Origin of the sequence: Salinisphaera aquimarina (genome assembly GCF_042643355.1) — a bacterium.
Lineage (GTDB): Bacteria > Pseudomonadota > Gammaproteobacteria > Nevskiales > Salinisphaeraceae > Salinisphaera > Salinisphaera aquimarina.
Genome location: NZ_JBHRSS010000007.1, coordinates 145,989 through 161,938 on the forward strand (window position 1 = coordinate 145,989; position 15,950 = coordinate 161,938).

19 protein-coding genes are annotated in these 15,950 nt (G+C 63.1%); 10 read left to right on the forward strand and 9 right to left on the reverse strand.

The genetic code is table 11. From position 1 onward, the window contains the following. Positions 1-750: 750 nt before the first annotated feature. Both ACFOSU_RS15105 and ACFOSU_RS15110 read right to left on the reverse strand, forming a co-directional pair. Positions 751-1,374, reverse strand: coding sequence for a LysE family translocator (locus ACFOSU_RS15105; protein WP_380690770.1), 624 nt, complete (start codon positions 1,372-1,374; stop codon positions 751-753). A gap of 89 nt (positions 1,375-1,463) precedes the next feature. Further along, positions 1,464-1,799, reverse strand: a complete 336-nt coding sequence (locus ACFOSU_RS15110; RefSeq protein ID WP_380690771.1) for a hypothetical protein — start codon at positions 1,797-1,799, stop codon at positions 1,464-1,466. A gap of 137 nt (positions 1,800-1,936) precedes the next feature. Here ACFOSU_RS15110 and ACFOSU_RS15115 point away from each other — a divergent pair, with 137 nt between their 5' ends. Further along, positions 1,937-3,133 carry an MFS transporter gene (locus ACFOSU_RS15115; RefSeq protein ID WP_380690772.1) on the forward strand — a complete coding sequence of 399 codons (1,197 nt, stop codon included), beginning with the start codon at positions 1,937-1,939 and terminating at the stop codon, positions 3,131-3,133. A gap of 57 nt (positions 3,134-3,190) precedes the next feature. On the opposite strand, the gene ACFOSU_RS15120 is transcribed toward ACFOSU_RS15115, so the two are convergent. Beyond that, complete coding sequence (locus tag ACFOSU_RS15120; RefSeq protein ID WP_380690773.1) at positions 3,191-3,718, reverse strand: cytochrome b; 528 nt, start codon at positions 3,716-3,718, stop codon at positions 3,191-3,193. Positions 3,719-3,861: 143 nt separating this feature from the next. Next, positions 3,862-4,233, reverse strand: a complete 372-nt coding sequence (locus tag ACFOSU_RS15125; RefSeq protein ID WP_380690774.1) for a VOC family protein — start codon at positions 4,231-4,233, stop codon at positions 3,862-3,864. A gap of 188 nt (positions 4,234-4,421) precedes the next feature. Here ACFOSU_RS15125 and ACFOSU_RS15130 point away from each other — a divergent pair, with 188 nt between their 5' ends. Beyond that, positions 4,422-5,348 carry an ABC transporter ATP-binding protein gene (locus tag ACFOSU_RS15130; protein ID WP_380690775.1) on the forward strand — a complete coding sequence of 309 codons (927 nt, stop codon included), beginning with the start codon at positions 4,422-4,424 and terminating at the stop codon, positions 5,346-5,348. After that, complete coding sequence (locus ACFOSU_RS15135; protein WP_380690776.1) at positions 5,345-6,106, forward strand: ABC transporter permease; 762 nt, start codon at positions 5,345-5,347, stop codon at positions 6,104-6,106. The genes ACFOSU_RS15130 and ACFOSU_RS15135 overlap by 4 nt, the downstream gene beginning before the upstream one ends. A 30-nt stretch (positions 6,107-6,136) precedes the next feature. On the opposite strand, the gene ACFOSU_RS15140 is transcribed toward ACFOSU_RS15135, so the two are convergent. Both ACFOSU_RS15140 and ACFOSU_RS15145 read right to left on the reverse strand, forming a co-directional pair. Continuing rightward, complete coding sequence (locus ACFOSU_RS15140; RefSeq protein WP_380690777.1) at positions 6,137-6,892, reverse strand: MBL fold metallo-hydrolase; 756 nt, start codon at positions 6,890-6,892, stop codon at positions 6,137-6,139. 598 nt (positions 6,893-7,490) lie between these two features. Beyond that, a complete protein-coding gene (locus ACFOSU_RS15145; RefSeq protein WP_380690778.1) occupies positions 7,491-8,222 on the reverse strand; it encodes a VIT1/CCC1 transporter family protein in 732 nt (243 codons plus the stop codon). Between the two features lie 71 nt (positions 8,223-8,293). Between ACFOSU_RS15145 and ACFOSU_RS15150 the strand changes: the two genes are divergently transcribed. Then, positions 8,294-8,572 (forward strand): hypothetical protein, encoded by a 279-nt coding sequence (locus ACFOSU_RS15150; RefSeq protein ID WP_380690779.1) that lies wholly within the window; start codon positions 8,294-8,296, stop codon positions 8,570-8,572. 8 nt (positions 8,573-8,580) lie between these two features. Here ACFOSU_RS15150 and htpX read toward each other — a convergent pair whose 3' ends face one another. Next, positions 8,581-9,444 carry a zinc metalloprotease HtpX gene (gene htpX, locus ACFOSU_RS15155; protein ID WP_380690780.1) on the reverse strand — a complete coding sequence of 288 codons (864 nt, stop codon included), beginning with the start codon at positions 9,442-9,444 and terminating at the stop codon, positions 8,581-8,583. A gap of 165 nt (positions 9,445-9,609) precedes the next feature. On the opposite strand from htpX, the gene ACFOSU_RS15160 reads away from it, so the two are divergent. The 5 genes from ACFOSU_RS15160 (at position 9,610) to ACFOSU_RS15180 (ending at position 12,741) form a co-directional block, all read left to right on the forward strand. Further along, a complete protein-coding gene (locus ACFOSU_RS15160) occupies positions 9,610-10,224 on the forward strand; it encodes a DUF6655 family protein (RefSeq protein ID WP_380690781.1) in 615 nt (204 codons plus the stop codon). Positions 10,225-10,402: 178 nt separating this feature from the next. After that, on the forward strand, positions 10,403-10,924 hold the full coding sequence (locus ACFOSU_RS15165; protein WP_380690782.1) for a sigma-70 family RNA polymerase sigma factor: 522 nt from the start codon (positions 10,403-10,405) through the stop codon (positions 10,922-10,924). Next, entirely contained in the window at positions 10,921-11,610 is a 690-nt protein-coding gene (locus ACFOSU_RS15170; protein WP_380690783.1) for a DUF3379 family protein, read from the forward strand. Before ACFOSU_RS15165 ends, ACFOSU_RS15170 begins: the two co-directional genes overlap by 4 nt. Before the next feature lie 167 nt (positions 11,611-11,777). Then, positions 11,778-12,263 carry a hypothetical protein gene (locus tag ACFOSU_RS15175; protein ID WP_380690784.1) on the forward strand — a complete coding sequence of 162 codons (486 nt, stop codon included), beginning with the start codon at positions 11,778-11,780 and terminating at the stop codon, positions 12,261-12,263. A gap of 121 nt (positions 12,264-12,384) precedes the next feature. Beyond that, on the forward strand, positions 12,385-12,741 hold the full coding sequence (locus ACFOSU_RS15180; protein WP_380690785.1) for an EF-hand domain-containing protein: 357 nt from the start codon (positions 12,385-12,387) through the stop codon (positions 12,739-12,741). A 59-nt stretch (positions 12,742-12,800) separates the two neighbouring features. On the opposite strand, the gene ACFOSU_RS15185 is transcribed toward ACFOSU_RS15180, so the two are convergent. After that, entirely contained in the window at positions 12,801-13,829 is a 1,029-nt protein-coding gene (locus ACFOSU_RS15185) for an aldo/keto reductase (RefSeq protein ID WP_380690786.1), read from the reverse strand. Between the two features lie 252 nt (positions 13,830-14,081). Here ACFOSU_RS15185 and ACFOSU_RS15190 point away from each other — a divergent pair, with 252 nt between their 5' ends. Further along, positions 14,082-14,822 (forward strand): haloacid dehalogenase type II, encoded by a 741-nt coding sequence (locus ACFOSU_RS15190; protein WP_380690787.1) that lies wholly within the window; start codon positions 14,082-14,084, stop codon positions 14,820-14,822. Between the two features lie 4 nt (positions 14,823-14,826). On the opposite strand, the gene ACFOSU_RS15195 is transcribed toward ACFOSU_RS15190, so the two are convergent. Further along, the gene (locus ACFOSU_RS15195; RefSeq protein WP_380690788.1) at positions 14,827-15,675 is read right to left on the reverse strand and encodes a halocarboxylic acid dehydrogenase DehI family protein; all 849 of its coding nucleotides are present in this window, start codon (positions 15,673-15,675) and stop codon (positions 14,827-14,829) included. Positions 15,676-15,950 lie beyond the last annotated feature (275 nt).

A 15,950-nucleotide genomic window follows, 5' to 3' on the forward strand; every position in this document is an offset into this window, starting at 1 on the left:
TCCAATCCTCCTCTGAATGAGCGTCTTGTCAAAGACGCCCCTTGCTACTGAACGCATGACCGGCACCCTGGCCGCCCATGTAACCTGAAACTCATTTTTTCGACGATGCACGTGGGCGTCCTGCGCGCATTCGATCTCGAAAATCCGCTCGCGCGGCGCATCCGCTCCTCTACAGCCGCCTAGATCACCAATGCCCGGCTGCCATCAGGCCAGCAGCGTAATCGCATCGATCGCCGGCACGCCCGCTCCGGGAGTGAATGCGGCGTCCCGAAGCTATCTTTAACGGGCCACAACACCAGCTGCGGGCATCTGAAGCGTCTGCATACCAAAATGCCAAGGCAGGCGATTGCTGTATTATCCAATAACCTCTTTGGCAGGGCGAGATATTGACACGATTCGGGGGTTTTTCAACCCTTTTAGCGCGGTTTTATTTAAATATTTCCTGTTCCGGCCACGATGACCCTATCGCACGAAATAATCGCACTAACGTCGCGATAGCCCGACACGATGGCAGTCGACAATCGACCATGGCCGACCTCGTGCCAAAGCTCTGCAACCGCCGTCGCCCGCGGTGCTTGCGCGCCAGTTCGAGTGCAGTCTCGGATAGAAGGAAGGCGCGCGGGTACAGTGACTGCGACACCGATACGCGGATGGACCCTAGAGCCTGAGCGTCCGGTCAAGCCGGCTCGCCGACCATACAGGCGTTGACTACCGCGCTGCGCGCGGCAGCAAACGGACCGCGAACCGGACTTACAGCCGCGCGGCGATCAATCGAGCGCCGAAGCCGGCCAGTACGGTGCCAATCCCGCGCTCGATCCAGCCGCCGAATCGGCGATAGGTCGCTCGCGCGGGCCGGCTGGAGAGCAATAGCGCGACCAGGCTGTACCACAGCACTTCGAGGGCAAAGCCGCCGACCAGTATCGCGGCCTTGGCCCAGAGCGCGGTACCCGCCGGAATCGCCACGCTGTAGAGGCTCAGGAAAAACGCGATGCCCTTGGGATTGGACAGATCGACCAGCAGCCCGATCCGAAAGCCCCGCCAGGCGCCCGTGGGCATATCCGGGCTCTCGCCGCCCGTAGCCGCCGCCCCGCTGAGCCAGGCCGATACACCGAAATAGATCAGATAACAGCCGCCGGCCACCTCGACCGCGGCGGCCAGCCAACTCACCCGTTCGAGCAGAATCACCAGACCGGTCATGGTCAGGATCGCGTAGAAGGTGGCGCCGACGGCAAAGCCCAGCGACGCGGCATAGGCCGCGGTTCTCGCCCCGGACATCGACAGGCGCGTGATCAACGCAAAACCCGGTCCGGGGCTGACGACGAGGCCGGCGTAGAGCGCGAGGGTGGTGAGAACGACGACGAGATCCTGATTCATGCGGCCGTGATATCACCGATCCGGGTCTCCTGCCAATAGGCGCGGGCCCCGCTTCATATCGTCGCGTGACGGCTGTTGGCATCTCTCGCCTACGGGGCGTCAGCGGCAACGTACGGCGCCGGCACCGCACGCTGCACCACGGGTAATGGAATTCGTCGGTTTATGCGGATCACGCCCCGTCGCGCGATCGCGCTCGTTGTCATCCCTTCGTTCGTTTGTATGGATATTGCATGGGGGTATTGCACACTGCAAAGCCGCCCATATCCATGAACCTCCGGCGCCCGCGATGACGAAAAGAGCGAACGGCCAAGCGGCCGTTCATCGCAATACTTGTCGTTACCGTCGCGGCCGACCTGTCTTTTCAAACCTCCGGTGTCGCAACCGTCCAGGAACGCGGTCACCGCGGCGTCATCCACCGCATTCATGGTCTGAGCATCCGGTCCGGCAATGAAGTCCACCGCTCGGCAACGACCGCGCTGCTGTGTCGACACTCGACTCTGCGCGAATGAATCTTGATGCCGCGCGTCGCTCGCGTGACGCCTTCTCGAACCACGGAATTTACATGTCCAGCCCAGTCAATCCGCTCCCGGTTCTGCTCGCTCTGGCGACCGGCGGCTTCGCCATCGGCACCACCGAGTTCGCGACCATGAGCCTGCTGCCGTTCATTCAGAACAGCATGCAGGTGAATGCCGCGACGGCCAGCCATATCATCAGTGCCTACGCGCTCGGCGTGGTGTTTGGCGCGCCCATCATCACCGTCCTGGCCGCGCGTATCGGACGCAAGCCGCTGTTGCTGGCACTGATGACGATGTTTGCCCTCGGCAATGCGTTGAGCGCGCTCGCGCCCAGCTACGGCTGGCTGCTGACGTTTCGGTTTCTCAGCGGCCTGCCGCACGGGGCTTATTTCGGACTGGCCGCGCTGATGGCCGCATCGGTCGTGCCGGCCGGCCGGCGCACCCAGGCGGTGGGCGCGGTCATGCTCGGGCTGACCGCCGCGACGATTGTCGGCGTACCGCTGGCGACCTGGTTGGGCAATGCCGTGGGCTGGCGCTGGGGGTACTGGTGTGTGACCGCACTGGCGGCCATCACCATCGCACTGATCGCGCGGTTCGCCCCGCGCACCGGCGCGACCGCCGGCGCCAGTCCGCTGCGTGAGCTGGACGCACTACGCAGCGGTGCCGTCTGGCTGACGCTCGCGATCGGCGCGATCGGCTTCGGCGGTCTGTTCTCGGTGTATACCTATCTCACCTCGACGCTCGACCAGATCACCGGCATGTCCGAGGCATGGATACCGCTGGTGCTGGGTGTGTTCGGGCTCGGCATGACCGCCGGCAATATCGTGGTGCCGCGTTTTGCCGATCGAGCACAGATGCCCACGGCGGGTTTCCTGCTCGGCTGGACCATCATCGCGCTGGCCCTGTTTCCGCTCGCGACCGGTCACGTCTGGGCGATCACGCTGGATGTGTTCTGTATCGGCTTTGGCGCCGCGCTGGCAACGGTCCTGCAGACACGGCTGATGGACGTGGCCGGCGACGCCCAGAATCTCGCCGCTGCGCTCAATCACGTCGCTTTCAACATGGCCAATGCGCTCGGCCCGTGGCTGGCGGGTCTGGCGCTGGCGGCCGGCTACGGCCTGCGCTCGACCGGCGTGGTCGGCTGTGCGCTCGCTGTCTGCGGCCTGCTGATCTGGGCTATCGCATGGCGCTCGGACCACACCGCCACTGTACGGGCCGACCGGACAAGCGCGGCTGTGCGCTGATCGCGACCGGCAACGACCTTGCGATGAAACCCGGTCAGCGGCCGCGGGCGACCGAAACTAGAGCATGCGATGCAGGGTATCGTCGCGCCGGATGATGCGATGCTGCAGCGCGCCGAGCACGTGCAGAACCACCAGCGTGAGGATGGTCCAGCTGATCCAGTAGTGAACCGCCGACAATAGCGGCGCGATATCGGGCGCCTTTCCGATCGGACTCCAGACCGGCAGCAGTCCGAACCACTCGAGCGGAAAGCCGTGGGCATTGGTGGCCAGAAAACCGCTGATCGGCATGGCGATGAGCGCCAGATACAACGCCCACTGAACCGTGCTCGCCAGCCCGGACTGCCAACGCGGCATCGGCGGTTTCGCCGGGGTCACGGTGAGAAAGCGCACGCACAGCCGCGCCAGCATCAGCCACAGCACCAGGAACCCCAGCGACTCGTGCCAGAGATAGAACGCCGTCTTGTCCTCGTCCTTGATGAACTCGATCACCGCTCCCAGCGGCCAGACCGCGAACACCAGTACCGCCACGAGCCAGTGAAACGCTTTCGCAAGCGGGTGGTAATGATCAACGGGCGTTGGTTGCATGGTGCTCCCCTGAAAACACGGCGGGACAGACTGATGATGCTATCCCGCCACAGTTTTGCCTACGCCCGGCGTGAGGAGGCCGATGCGTGATCGCTGCGAACCGGCCGGATAATGCCGAGTCCGCCATCGTGCCGGCCAGAGGCCTAGCCGAAGTGGAAGAACGCGACCTTGTTGCCGTCCGGATCCCGGATATAGGCGCCGTAGAACTGGTCGGGAATACGCTGGCCGGGTTCGCCGTCGTCGGTCGCGCCCAGCTCGATGGCCTTGTGGTAGAGCGTATCCACCCCTTCTTTCGAGCCGGGCTGGAAGGCCACCATGTTGCCGTTGCCGGGTGCGCTGGGTTGCTCGTCGTAGGGCGTGCATACCGCAAGCATCGGCGCCTTCATGCTCTGACCGATGAAACAGATACGCCCCATATCCAGCAGTATGCGGGCCTCCATGGCCCCGAGCAGCGACTCGTAGAAGGCTTTCGCCCGGGCCATGTCACTCACACCGATCGTCGCGTAACCAATCATTGCATCGTTCCTTTTATGTCGTTGTTGTCGTCGGAGCGTACATGAAGACGGTTGCATGCATCGCCCTCGGATACCGTGCGTACGATCAGCCGGCGTGTGTCGTACTACACTAGGCGCCGCCGACCGGCGTTCGCGCATTTGCCGCGCGACAACCGGCTGGCACATGATTCATCGACAAGGACGACGCGGTGCAACCGATTATCTCCATCCGGGGTCTGTCCAAGACCTACGACTCCGGCTTTTCCGCGCTCAAGAATATCGATCTGGAGATCGCGCCCGGCGAGATATTCGCCCTGCTCGGCCCAAACGGCGCGGGCAAGACCACGCTGATCAACGTGATCTGCGGCATCGTCAGCCCCAGTACCGGGCAGGTGATGGCCGACGGTCACGATATCGTCACTGATTTTCGCGCCGCCCGTTCGCGCATCGGCCTGGTACCGCAGGAACTGACCACCGACGCTTTCGAGACCGTCTGGGCGACCGTCAGTTTTTCCCGTGGTCTGTTCGGCAAGCCCAAGAACCCGGCTCATATCGAGAAGGTGCTCAAGGATCTGTCGCTCTGGGACAAGCGCAGCAACATGATCATGACGCTGTCTGGCGGCATGAAGCGGCGCGTGATGATCGCCAAGGCGCTGTCCCACGAACCGCAGATTCTGTTCCTGGACGAACCCACGGCCGGGGTCGACGTGGAACTGCGTCGCAGCATGTGGGAAGTGGTGCGTTCGTTGCGCGCCCACGGTGTGACCATCATTCTCACCACGCATTACCTGGAAGAGGCCGAGGAGATGGCCGACCGCATCGGCGTGATCAACCAGGGCGAAATCATCCTGGTCGAAAACAAGGCCGAATTGATGAGCAAGCTCGGCGAGAAACGCCTGACCCTGCAACTGCAGGATCGTATCGACACCCTGCCTTCGATGCTGGCACCGCATGAACTCGAACTGGCCGCCGACGGCGACGCGCTTGTCTACACCTACAATGCCAACGACAAGCGTACCGGCATCAACACTCTGTTCCGCGATCTAGACGCCGCCGGCATCCGCCTGCGCGACGTCGATACCAAGCAAAGCTCACTGGAGGAAATCTTCGTGGGCCTGGTGAGACAAGACACATGAATCTTTACGCAATCGCTGCCATCTACAAGTTCGAAATGGCCCGTACCTGGCGCACGCTGTTTCAGAGCGTGGTGTCGCCGGTGATCTCCACGTCGCTGTATTTCGTGGTCTTCGGCTCGGCCATCGGCTCGCGTATCACCGAGGTCAACGGCATCAGCTACGGCGCATTCATCGTGCCGGGGCTGATCATGCTGTCGTTGATGACCCAGAGTATCTCCAACGCCTCCTTCGCGATCTATTTTCCGAAGTTCATCGGCACCGTCTACGAACTGTTGTCGGCGCCGATTTCCTATGTCGAGATCGTGATCAGCTATGTGGGCGCGGCGGCCACCAAGTCGGCCGTACTCGGGCTGATCATTCTCGGCACGTCGACCTTCTTCGTGCCGTTGCAGATCGCCCATCCCGGCATGATGCTGCTGTTTCTGGCCCTCACGGCGATCACCTTCAGCCTGTTCGGCTTCATCATCGGCATCTGGGCCGACAACTTCGAAAAACTGCAGATCGTGCCGCTGCTGATCGTCACCCCGCTGACCTTTCTCGGCGGCACCTTCTACTCCATCGACATGCTGCCGCCGATCTGGCAGAAGATCACCCTGCTCAATCCGGTGGTCTATCTGGTCAGCGGTTTTCGCTGGAGTTTCTACGACGTCGCCGACGTGAGCGTGGGCCTGAGCCTGCTCATGATCTGCGTGTTCCTGGTCGCCTGTCTGCTCATCGTGGCGTGGATATTCAAGACCGGCTACCGGCTCAAGGCCTGAGCCCGTGGGCGGCGCTGCATCGCAACCGGCTCAGCCGGGATACCAGTTGCGCAGGCGCACGTCGATGTCCGCATCGCCGGCCTCGACCCGTGCCTTGAACTGCTCCGTATCCTGACCGCGGTAATGGTAGGGATAGACAATCGCCGGTTTGAAGTCGAGCACGGTATCGGCGGCCTGCTCCACGTCCATCGTGTAGGGCAGATTCATGCACAGGAACGCCAGATCGATATTCTCGAGCGAGCGCGTCTCCGCGACGCCTTCGGTATCCCCCGCGATATAAACCCGCTTGCCGCCCAGGGTCAGCACGTAGCCGTTGCCCCAGCCTTTCGGATGATAGGCATCGGGCGACTCCGGCAGGTTGTACATGGGCACGGCATGAATGTTCAGGCCCAGCTCGTCGACGCTGTCGTCGTTGGCCATGATCAGGCGTGATTTGCCGTACTCGGTATCCAGCTTGTCGGCGACCGATTGCGGCATCACCACGATCGCGTTTTGGGTATCGAGTGCCGCGAGCGTATCCGGGCTCAGGTGATCGCCGTGAGCATGGGTGATCAGCACCAGATCCGGGGCGCCCAGGCCGTCATATTGCTGCGCGGCGCCGACCGGATCGACGTAGATCGTGTGGCCGTTCCAGTGCATGACAAAACTGGCGTGCTCGACCGGATGCAGGGCCAGCGGTCCGTCGGCGGTCTGCAACGCGGTTTCGTCAGCGGATTGGGCCAATACCGCAGTGGCCGTCAATCCGCCCAGAAGCAGCGCATAGCAAAAACGGCGCATGAGTTTCATGGTCAGTACTCAAGTAATGGCTCTCGATCGACATTAGCACGTGGATCGCGCCCGAGACCGGCGCGACAATCGTGACTACAATAAAATCATGCGCCATCGCAATCGGCGACTCCGGATACGCTTTACCGACATGTCCCTGTACCCAGCCACTTCCAGTGCCCGCACGCTTCTGGTACTCAGGGAAGCTGGCATAGCATCGAATCACGGCCAAGGATGTCTCATTGTGAACAGCAAATTCCTACTCGCTGCCCTGCTCCTTGCCGCCCCCGCGCTGTGCGCGGCCGCGACTTTCAACGTCGCCGGCGACAGCGGGCGAGCGATCCGGAGTGATTCACCCGCGAGTTCGCGCGCCCTGCCCGAGGCCACCCAGCAACGCGACTCGGCGCCGGCTCGATTACGCGGCGAAAGCCGCGTGCCGACGCGAACGGGTGTCACCGGCACACGCCTCCAGCGCGGCGGTGCTTCGACTGGCGGATTTCGCAGTCGCAGCGACCGACTCAGCGACGAGATCGAGAGCCGCCGCCGGCAAATGGGAAGCGATAGTTCAAACTGACGCCCGGCAAGACGCGTCTCACGGCAGCCCAGCCCGAACGCTCGCCTAACCGGCGACCCCGCCAAACAGCGCGCCGACCGCCGCGGTCAGGCCCATGGCCAGCGCGCCCCAGAACGTGACCCGCGCCGCGGCCACTGCTATCGATGCACCGCCGGCCCGTGCCGACAAGCCGCCGAGCAGCGCCAGGGCGACAAGCGAACCCAGGCCCACACCCCAGCCCATCGCGCCGGCCGGCGCCAGCCACACCACCAGCAAAGGCAGCAGCGCGCCGAGTGCGAAGGCCGCCGCAGAGGCCAGCGCCGCCTGTACCGGACGCGCCGTGATCGTGGCGGAGATACCCAGTTCGTCACGGGCATGGGCACCGAGCGCGTCATGCGCCATGAGCTGAGACGCCACCTCGGCGGCCAGCGGTTCATCCAGGCCCCGGCCAACATAGATAGCAGTCATCTCGGCGTGCTCCTCTACCGGATACGCGATCAGCTCCCGGCGTTCGCGCGCCAGATCCGCGCGCTCGGCGTCGGCCTGCGAACTGACCGAGACATATTCGCCTGCGGCCATCGACATCGCCCCCGCGGCCAGCCCGGCGACTCCGGCAATCAGCACGTTCTCGCGGCTCGTGCCCGCGGCGGCGACACCCAGCACGAGGCTTGCGGTGGACACAATGCCGTCGTTGGCGCCCATCACCGCCGCGCGCAGCCAGCCGATCCGGTGGATGCGATGGCGTTCGTCATGGGAGACGGACTCTGCGCGAACGTCCATGTCTGCGGGTGTCGTCATACCAATCCCCGATGATGGTGACGCTGAACAATGCTGTCATTGCGGGCCCAACGAGCGCGATAGGTCAAATCATGCGTCGACGCGTCAGCGGTTACGAGGACGACCGACGACCATTGCTGCTGGAGATTGCCATCTCCCAGGCCAGCACACACGACGCCCTGTCGGCGACAGCGATCGATATCTCGCGGTCGATCGCGGTCGCGGGGCATACCCCGGCTCAAGGCCCGCTGTTCGAGCCGCGCCACATGCGAATCAGCGCCAGGCCGATTCTGGCGCTGGCCCCACGGACACAGGCGAGCGAAACGGCAGGTACGCGCCCCGGGCTCGAGTCGAGACGCCTCGGCCTGTAGCGCGCCGGCTACATGCGGCCGACCATCGCCTCCAGGCGCTTGATGCGCTCTTCCGTGCTCGGATGCGTCGAGAAGAGTTTGCCCAGATTCACGCCGCTCAGCGGGTTGACGATGAACATGTGGGCGGTCGACGGATTGTGCGCAGCACTGGCCATCGGCTGCGCCCGATTGGCCTGTTCGAGCTTGCGCAGCGCGCTCGCAAGGCCCATCGGATTGCCGGCGATTTCGGCACCGCCGGCGTCGGCGCCGTATTCGCGCGAGCGTGACACCGCCATCTGGATCACGCTGGCGGCAAGCGGAGCCAGAATCATCATTGCCAGCCCGCCGATCAGGCCCCCGCCACCGCTGTCGTTGTTGTTGCCGCGAAAGCCGCCGAAGATCATCGCCCACTGCGCCATGTTGGCGATCATCGCGATGGCGCCTGCAAACGTCGCCGCGATCGCGCTGATCAGGGTATCGCGGTGGCGGACATGCGCCAGTTCATGGGCGAGCACGCCGTACAATTCGTCACGATTCATGATCCGCAACAGGCCGGAGGTGGCCGCGACCGCAGCATGTTCCGGGTTGCGCCCGGTGGCAAACGCGTTGGGCGTATCCGATTCCATGATATAGACCGCGGGCATCGGCAGTTTCGCGCGCCGCGACAGCTCCTGCACCGCCCGATAGAGCTCGGGTGCCTGGTTGGCATCGACTCTTTTCGCGCCGTGCATCTTGAGCACCATGCGATCGGAATACCAGTAGCTGCCGAAGTTCATCACCGCTGCGAATATCAGCGCTATCAGCATGCCGCCGGTACCGCCCAGGGCGTTGCCGATCAATACCAGCAGCACGGTCAGGCCGGCCAGCAATAACGTCGTACGCAATGCGTTCATCGGGTCACTCCCTCCGCAGGAGTCTGTGGATTGTTTATATCAATGGCGGCATCGGTGCCGCGAATCAAGCATGAGACAACACAATGGCGGGCGCATTGCATATTCTGTGGCGAACGCGGAGATTTGCTAGCCTCCAAGTCAACCGTGTTTTTTGGAGAATGATCGATGCCGCGTTATCTAGTTCCCTGTCTGCTGGGCGTGATCGTGCTCGGTGGCTGTACAACCCTGCGAGAAACGGAGCCAGGCCAGACCGCGCGTGAGCAGCTGCTGCTATCCACCGCAGCCGATCAGGCCAGCGCCCAGATCGCACCGAATCTGCCCGCGGGCAATCGTATCTATATCGATACGAGCAATTTCGGCTCCAGCGGTGAATACCAGAATCTCTATGCCATAAGCACGATCAAGGCCGCCCTTCTCAAGCAGGGTTTTGCCCTGGCCAATGGCCCCGACGACGCCGACACCATTCTCGATGTGAGCAGCGGGGCCTTGTCGATCGACAAGACGGAACACCTGTTCGGCATACCCAGCGCCGACATCCCGATCCCGCTGGCCGGACCGCTGAGCACCCCCGAGCTCGCAATCTGGAAGAGCAAGGAGAGAACCGGCGTCGCCAAGTTCCTGTTGACGTTCTACGACGCCAAGACCGGCACGCTTCAGGATGCCAGCGACCCCATCTACGGCTTCTCGCACTACGACAAGTCGTCGATCCTGTTCTACGGCCGCACCCGCAGCAACCTGCAGCCCGACGCAGTGGAAAAACGCCGCAAAGAGTCCGAATAGGCCGGGCCATGGAAAGCCCGTCCGGCACGAGCCGGCCGGGCTTTGGAAACACGTACGATGCGATGCCTTCGCATGGCTGCCGTGCGCGCCACCGCAAACCCGGGAACATCGGCTGTAAGAAATCTCCCGCCGGCGGGGTCTTCTCCAGTATGAACATCTGTTCCCCGCGGCCCTGCGCGTGATCGGCGCCAAACATCGACGCTTCGACGCGCTCGTGGGTGCGCTTACGGACGATCTGTTCCGCTATGCCTGCTGGTTGAGCGGCGACCGTCAGCTCGCCGAGGACCTCGTACAGGAAACACTGCTGCGCGCCTGGCGTTTCCTGGATTCGCTCAAGGACCCCGAGGCCGTGAAAGCCTGGCTGATCACGACGCTACGGCGTGAGCATGCACGGCTTTATCAGCGCAGGCAGTTCGACTACGTCGACCACGACCTGTTTACCATCGCCGATCCGAACCCCAGCGATCCGGAAGCCGGCACCGAACAGCACCGGCTACGCCAGCGCATCCACGCACTGCCCGCCGATTATCGGGAACCGCTGGCGCTGCAGGTCATACTCGGCTGCAGCGTTCGCGAGATCGCCGTCGCCATGGAACTGTCGGAGAATGTCGTCATGACACGTCTGTTTCGCGCTCGTCGCAAGCTGATGGACGGCCTGGAAAAACACCACCCGGGCCGGACGATGGAGCGTGTGCGATGAACTGTCTGGAATGTCGCCGAGCGCTGCTCACCCAGCCGCGCGCACGCGATACCCGCGTCGCGGCCCATCTGCGGGAGTGCGCCGCCTGCGCCCGCCTGGCCGGCGAACAGCTGCAGTTCGAACAACAGCTTGACGCGGCGCTGCGGGTTCCTGTCCCCGAAAATCTGCGTGAGCGTGTGCGCTTTGCGGCCAGCATGCGACCGCGACGTGTCCGACGCTGGCTCGCCGCCGCGGCCGTCGTCGCCGCGCTTGCGACCGGCCTGAGCCTGGGCGGCCGGGAGTACCAGACCAGCCAGACGCTGACGCGGGCGATCGCAAGCCGTATGCAGGAACCGGCGGCCAGCGATCAGACACTGGCGATCACCAGTCCGCGGCTGGCACGGCTGGCGCAACGGCTCAAGGCTTATCTGGCCGCTGCAGACATGGGGCGGGTCGTGTCGGCCCGGGAAAGCATGATCCACGGTCGCGAGGCGGCCGAGTTCTACATCGTCCACGGCCAGGAGCACGCGCGGATATTCATGATGCCCGACGCCTCGCTCACCATGGCCCACGATGTCCAGGCCGACGGCATACCTGGCAAGCTCATCCCTCTGGGTGACGGTGTCATCGGCGTGTTCTGCCCCGATCGCCGGATGCTGGCGCGTTTCGCCGCCAACGTGCGGCAGTCGATGGATCGGCGCGGCTGAACACCGACCGCGGCTGATTGCCTCGCCCTCGGTACCGGATTCATCCGGACGCCGCCACCAATCCACGATACGGGCTCGTCCGCCACGTCCTGGTCGTCATCGCGCCTGTAATAAAAATCGGCGTGCCCGGGTCTATTGGTCAGACATTCGAAAAAGTGGAGTACGCAATGAACTGGATCAAAGCCGGGTGTGTCGGGCTGATCGGCAGCCTGATCATATTCATCGTCATGTTCGTCGGCGTGAACGTGACCGGCGCGGCCCCGTTCAATCTGTCGCCATCGGCCGCATTTCTGGCTGCCATCGACATACCGCCCAAACCGCTGGCTCTGCTGTTGCACTTCGGCTATGGCTTTGCCTGGGCGGTCGTTCTCTATGCGCTGTTCCGCGATCGTGTATCGATTGCCAACGGCACCGGGCTGGCGTTGGTTCAATGGCTGCTGATGATGATCGTCTATACGCCGATCATCGGCTGGGGCCTGTTCGGTTTCGGCGGCAGTGGCCACGACCTGGCAGCCGACGCGCCGCTGTATATCGGCAACCCGATCAAATACGTCGTGCTCACCCTCGTACTCCACGTGACCTACGGCGCCCTCAACGGCTGGCTTGTCCCGCGTTGGACACGCCATGGATTGCCCCGGACCGCGACACGCTGACCGACAAACCGGCGAGCATGGCTCGCTTTCGACATTGCGCATGACATGCATTCGGCGTGATCACGCAATACTTGGCGGAGTGCATCGACTCTGCCGATAACAAAAAGTACTGGAGACGACCATGAACAAGAAACTGAGCATTCTGATCGCCGGCGCTGCGCTCGGTGGCATGGCGCTATCCGCCAGCGCCGCCGACCGCGACGCCCCGGCTCTGACCGATCCGGCTGCGTTCATCGTGCTGGCACAGGCCGAAGCGGTGATGGACTACAACCGCTATTACGCAGAGCAGGTCATGGCTGATCACGATGAGCTGATGCCGATGCTGGATAAAAACCATGACGGCATGTGTTCAAGGGAGGAGTTCATGCAAGCGCATGATCACGTGTTCAGGACCATCGATGCCAACAACGACGGTGTGCTCAGCGAGGCCGAAATGAGCGCCGGCTATCAGTCGTCGGCCCCGACCGCGACCAACTAGGTCGACGGACATTGATGCGGCCGGATGTTTCGGCATCCGGCCGCACCGCACGATCCCGTTCAGCTGCGCGGATAGCGCCCGGACACGAAATGGGCCGGGTCGTTGAAACCCGGGGTGGACGCATGGCCCGGCGTGATCAGCGAATCGACCAACGCCTCGTCTTCCTCGGTCAACTCGATATCGAGGGCACGGATATAGCTGTCCCAATGCGCTTCGGTGCGCGGACCCACGATGGCCGAGGTAACCAGATCGTTGTTCATCACCCAGGCGAGTGCGAACTCTGCGGGTTCGATATCACGCGATCGGGCATGGTCCGCGATCTTCTGGGCGACGACCAGCGATTCCTCGCGCCATTCCGTCTCCATCATGCGCTTGTCCTGATGCCCGGCCCGGGTGTCGGCGCCGGGCTTTTCGCCGGGCGCGTACTTGCCGGTGAGCACGCCGCGCGCCAGCGGGCTATAGGGCACCACGGCCATATCGAAATGCTCGGCGGCGGTAAATACCTCTTGCTCGGCCTGGCGATTGACCGCGTTGTAGAGCGGTTGGGTAGCGATCGGCCGGTCCACGCCGAGCTGGTCGCAGGCACGCACGATCTCGGCGGTCTTCCAGCCACGATGATTGGAAATGCCGAAATGGCGCACCAGACCGTGGCGGATCAGGTCGCCGAGGGTGGCAACGTATTCCTCGACCGGGGTGTCGTGATCCTCGCGGTGCAGATAGAGCAGATCGATATGGTCGGTGCCCATGCGCGCGAGACTGTCGTGCACGCTCTTGTGCATGTGCTTGCGGCTCAGACCGCGACGATGCGGCAACGACTGGTCGCCCATCGGGCTACCGACCTTGGTGGCCACGACCCAGTCGTCGCGCCGCTCGGCGATCGCTCGTCCCACGACTTCCTCGGACGCCCCGCCGTTGTAGACGTTAGCGGTGTCGATGAAGTTCACGCCCTGTTCGAACGCCTGGTCGATGATCCGCCGGGACGTCGCCTCGTCGGTCTGCTTGCCGAACATCATCGTGCCCAGACAAAGCCGCGACACCTTGAGACCGCTATGGCCCAGTTGGTGAAATCCACTGTGCAGTTCGTTCACGTGCTGCTCCTGTTCATGGCTGCGTTTGACGGCGGCCAGTATAGACTTCGAATAGGCACACGACGGGCACATTGCGCATCGACCCACCCGTGGCGCCCCCGGTGACAGTGTCGCTGCGCGTGCTGCCGTTGCGTTTTCCAGCGACAGTCGAGACCGACTGATGCGCAGTTGCACCGTTACCGCATATGTTGTGGCGCCTGGCCGGCGATCATATTCACCCTTTTTCCGTAAATTTGATCAAGGAGTCTCCGAATGAGCACGTTTGTTTTCGACGCTTACGGCACGCTCTATGACGTCTATTCGGTGGCTGAAGCCACCGAAGACGCGTTTCCAGGCCACGGCGAAACCATCACCCAGGTCTGGCGCCTGAAACAACTCGAATACACCTGGTTGCGTTCGTTGATGGGCCGCTATGTGGATTTCTGGGAAGTCACCCGCGAATCCCTGGTCTACACACTCGACAGCCTCGGCCTGGAATACGCCCCCAAGACCTTCGATCGGATCCTCGATCGATATCTGCATCTGAGCCCCTACCCCGATGCGCTGGCCGCATTGGAGGCGCTTCGGGCACAGGGCCACACGCTGGCCATCCTCTCCAACGGCAGCCAGGAAATGCTCGATCGCCTGGTCGCCAACACCGGCCTGAAGCAGGCGCTCGACGCGGTGATCAGCGTCGACCCGAGCAAGATGTTCAAACCCAGCCCCGGCGCCTACGCACTGGTCGCCGACACACTGGGCGGCACCACGGACGACGTGGTATTCGTGTCCTGCAATCCCTTCGATGTCTGTGGCGCCAAGAGCTTCGGTTTCAACGTCGCCTGGATCGAACGCGTACCGCGGCAGATGATGCAAGATGAAGTGCGCGCGGCCGCGGTGGTCGGCCCCGGCACCATGTTCCGGCTCCTGCGCATGCAGATGGATACGCTCGATCTCGGCCCGGATTTCACTATCGATACGTTGACCCGGCTCACTGAGCTGCGCACAGGCGCCTGATCGATCAGGCAATACTGAACCGCGACCGCCGGGCGGCCTCCGGGCCGTCCAGCATCGACTTGATCAGCGCCACATCCAGCAGGAGATCCGGAATGATCCGGTAGCGAAAGACCGCCAGCACCGCGCTGATATCGTTATGCGCGCTCGCATCGAGCGACGCGAACTCATCCCGCAGGAACGGCTCGGCAAGCGTCTGTGCGAGTGTGATTACCGACTGCTTTTGCGCCGCGTATGCCGGCGTTGTCACCCGTGTGCGCACGGCCGACCAGGCCGTATCCAGAAACCCTGGATAATTGCCCAGGCCACGGTAATAACTGGCCACACCCGGATGCGCGTGCAGGCCGCGGATATCATCGAAAATCCGTCGCACCGACGCATCGGCCCGGGCAGGATCCACGAATCCGAGCAGCCGTGTGCCCTCGGCCACGCCGCCTACGGCTCGGGGCGACAACCGCGCCACCGGCTGCGCCGGCGTATGACCGCTCAGATGCAGATCAAGACAGCTGGCAACCAGCAACAGCTTGGGCAATACATAATGGATGGAATCGGTGAAGTCGACGACGGCCTGCCGATCGACCGGACTCAGCCCGTCGCCGGTCATCGTATCGACGTAGAGCGCGGGCACGGCGGCGGCGCGCAACCGATCCGCGGCCTGCTCGAATTCCAGCGTTCGCAGTCCAGGGGCAAGCGCACGCCAGGTCGGCTCGAAATAATCGGGAAAATTGGCGAGCATGCGGAATATGAAATTCACGAACGGCACGCGCAATGTCTGCTCGACATCCTGATACAGCGGCCTCAATTCGGCCCCGGCCTTGTCCATGGTCACGTCCGGCAGTTGCGGAACCCGTTCCATACCGCACGCTATTCGCTGCTCCAGATCCATATTCGTTTCCACCGAGTGATCGCGAAAGCCAGTGTTACACGACGACCAGGCTCACGTATTCGCAGGGTACGTGCGACAGTGATCCGACCGGCTCGTGGCCCTTGGCCAAGAATGATTGAAAGCCTTACAGCCGACGCCGAAGCTGCCCGCCGCCGAACGGTTCGATCCGCCACGCTACCCGGTAACGATTCGCGCCAACAGGGCTTGTTCATGACGGATTCACGCGAACAGCGTAAATTTGTACA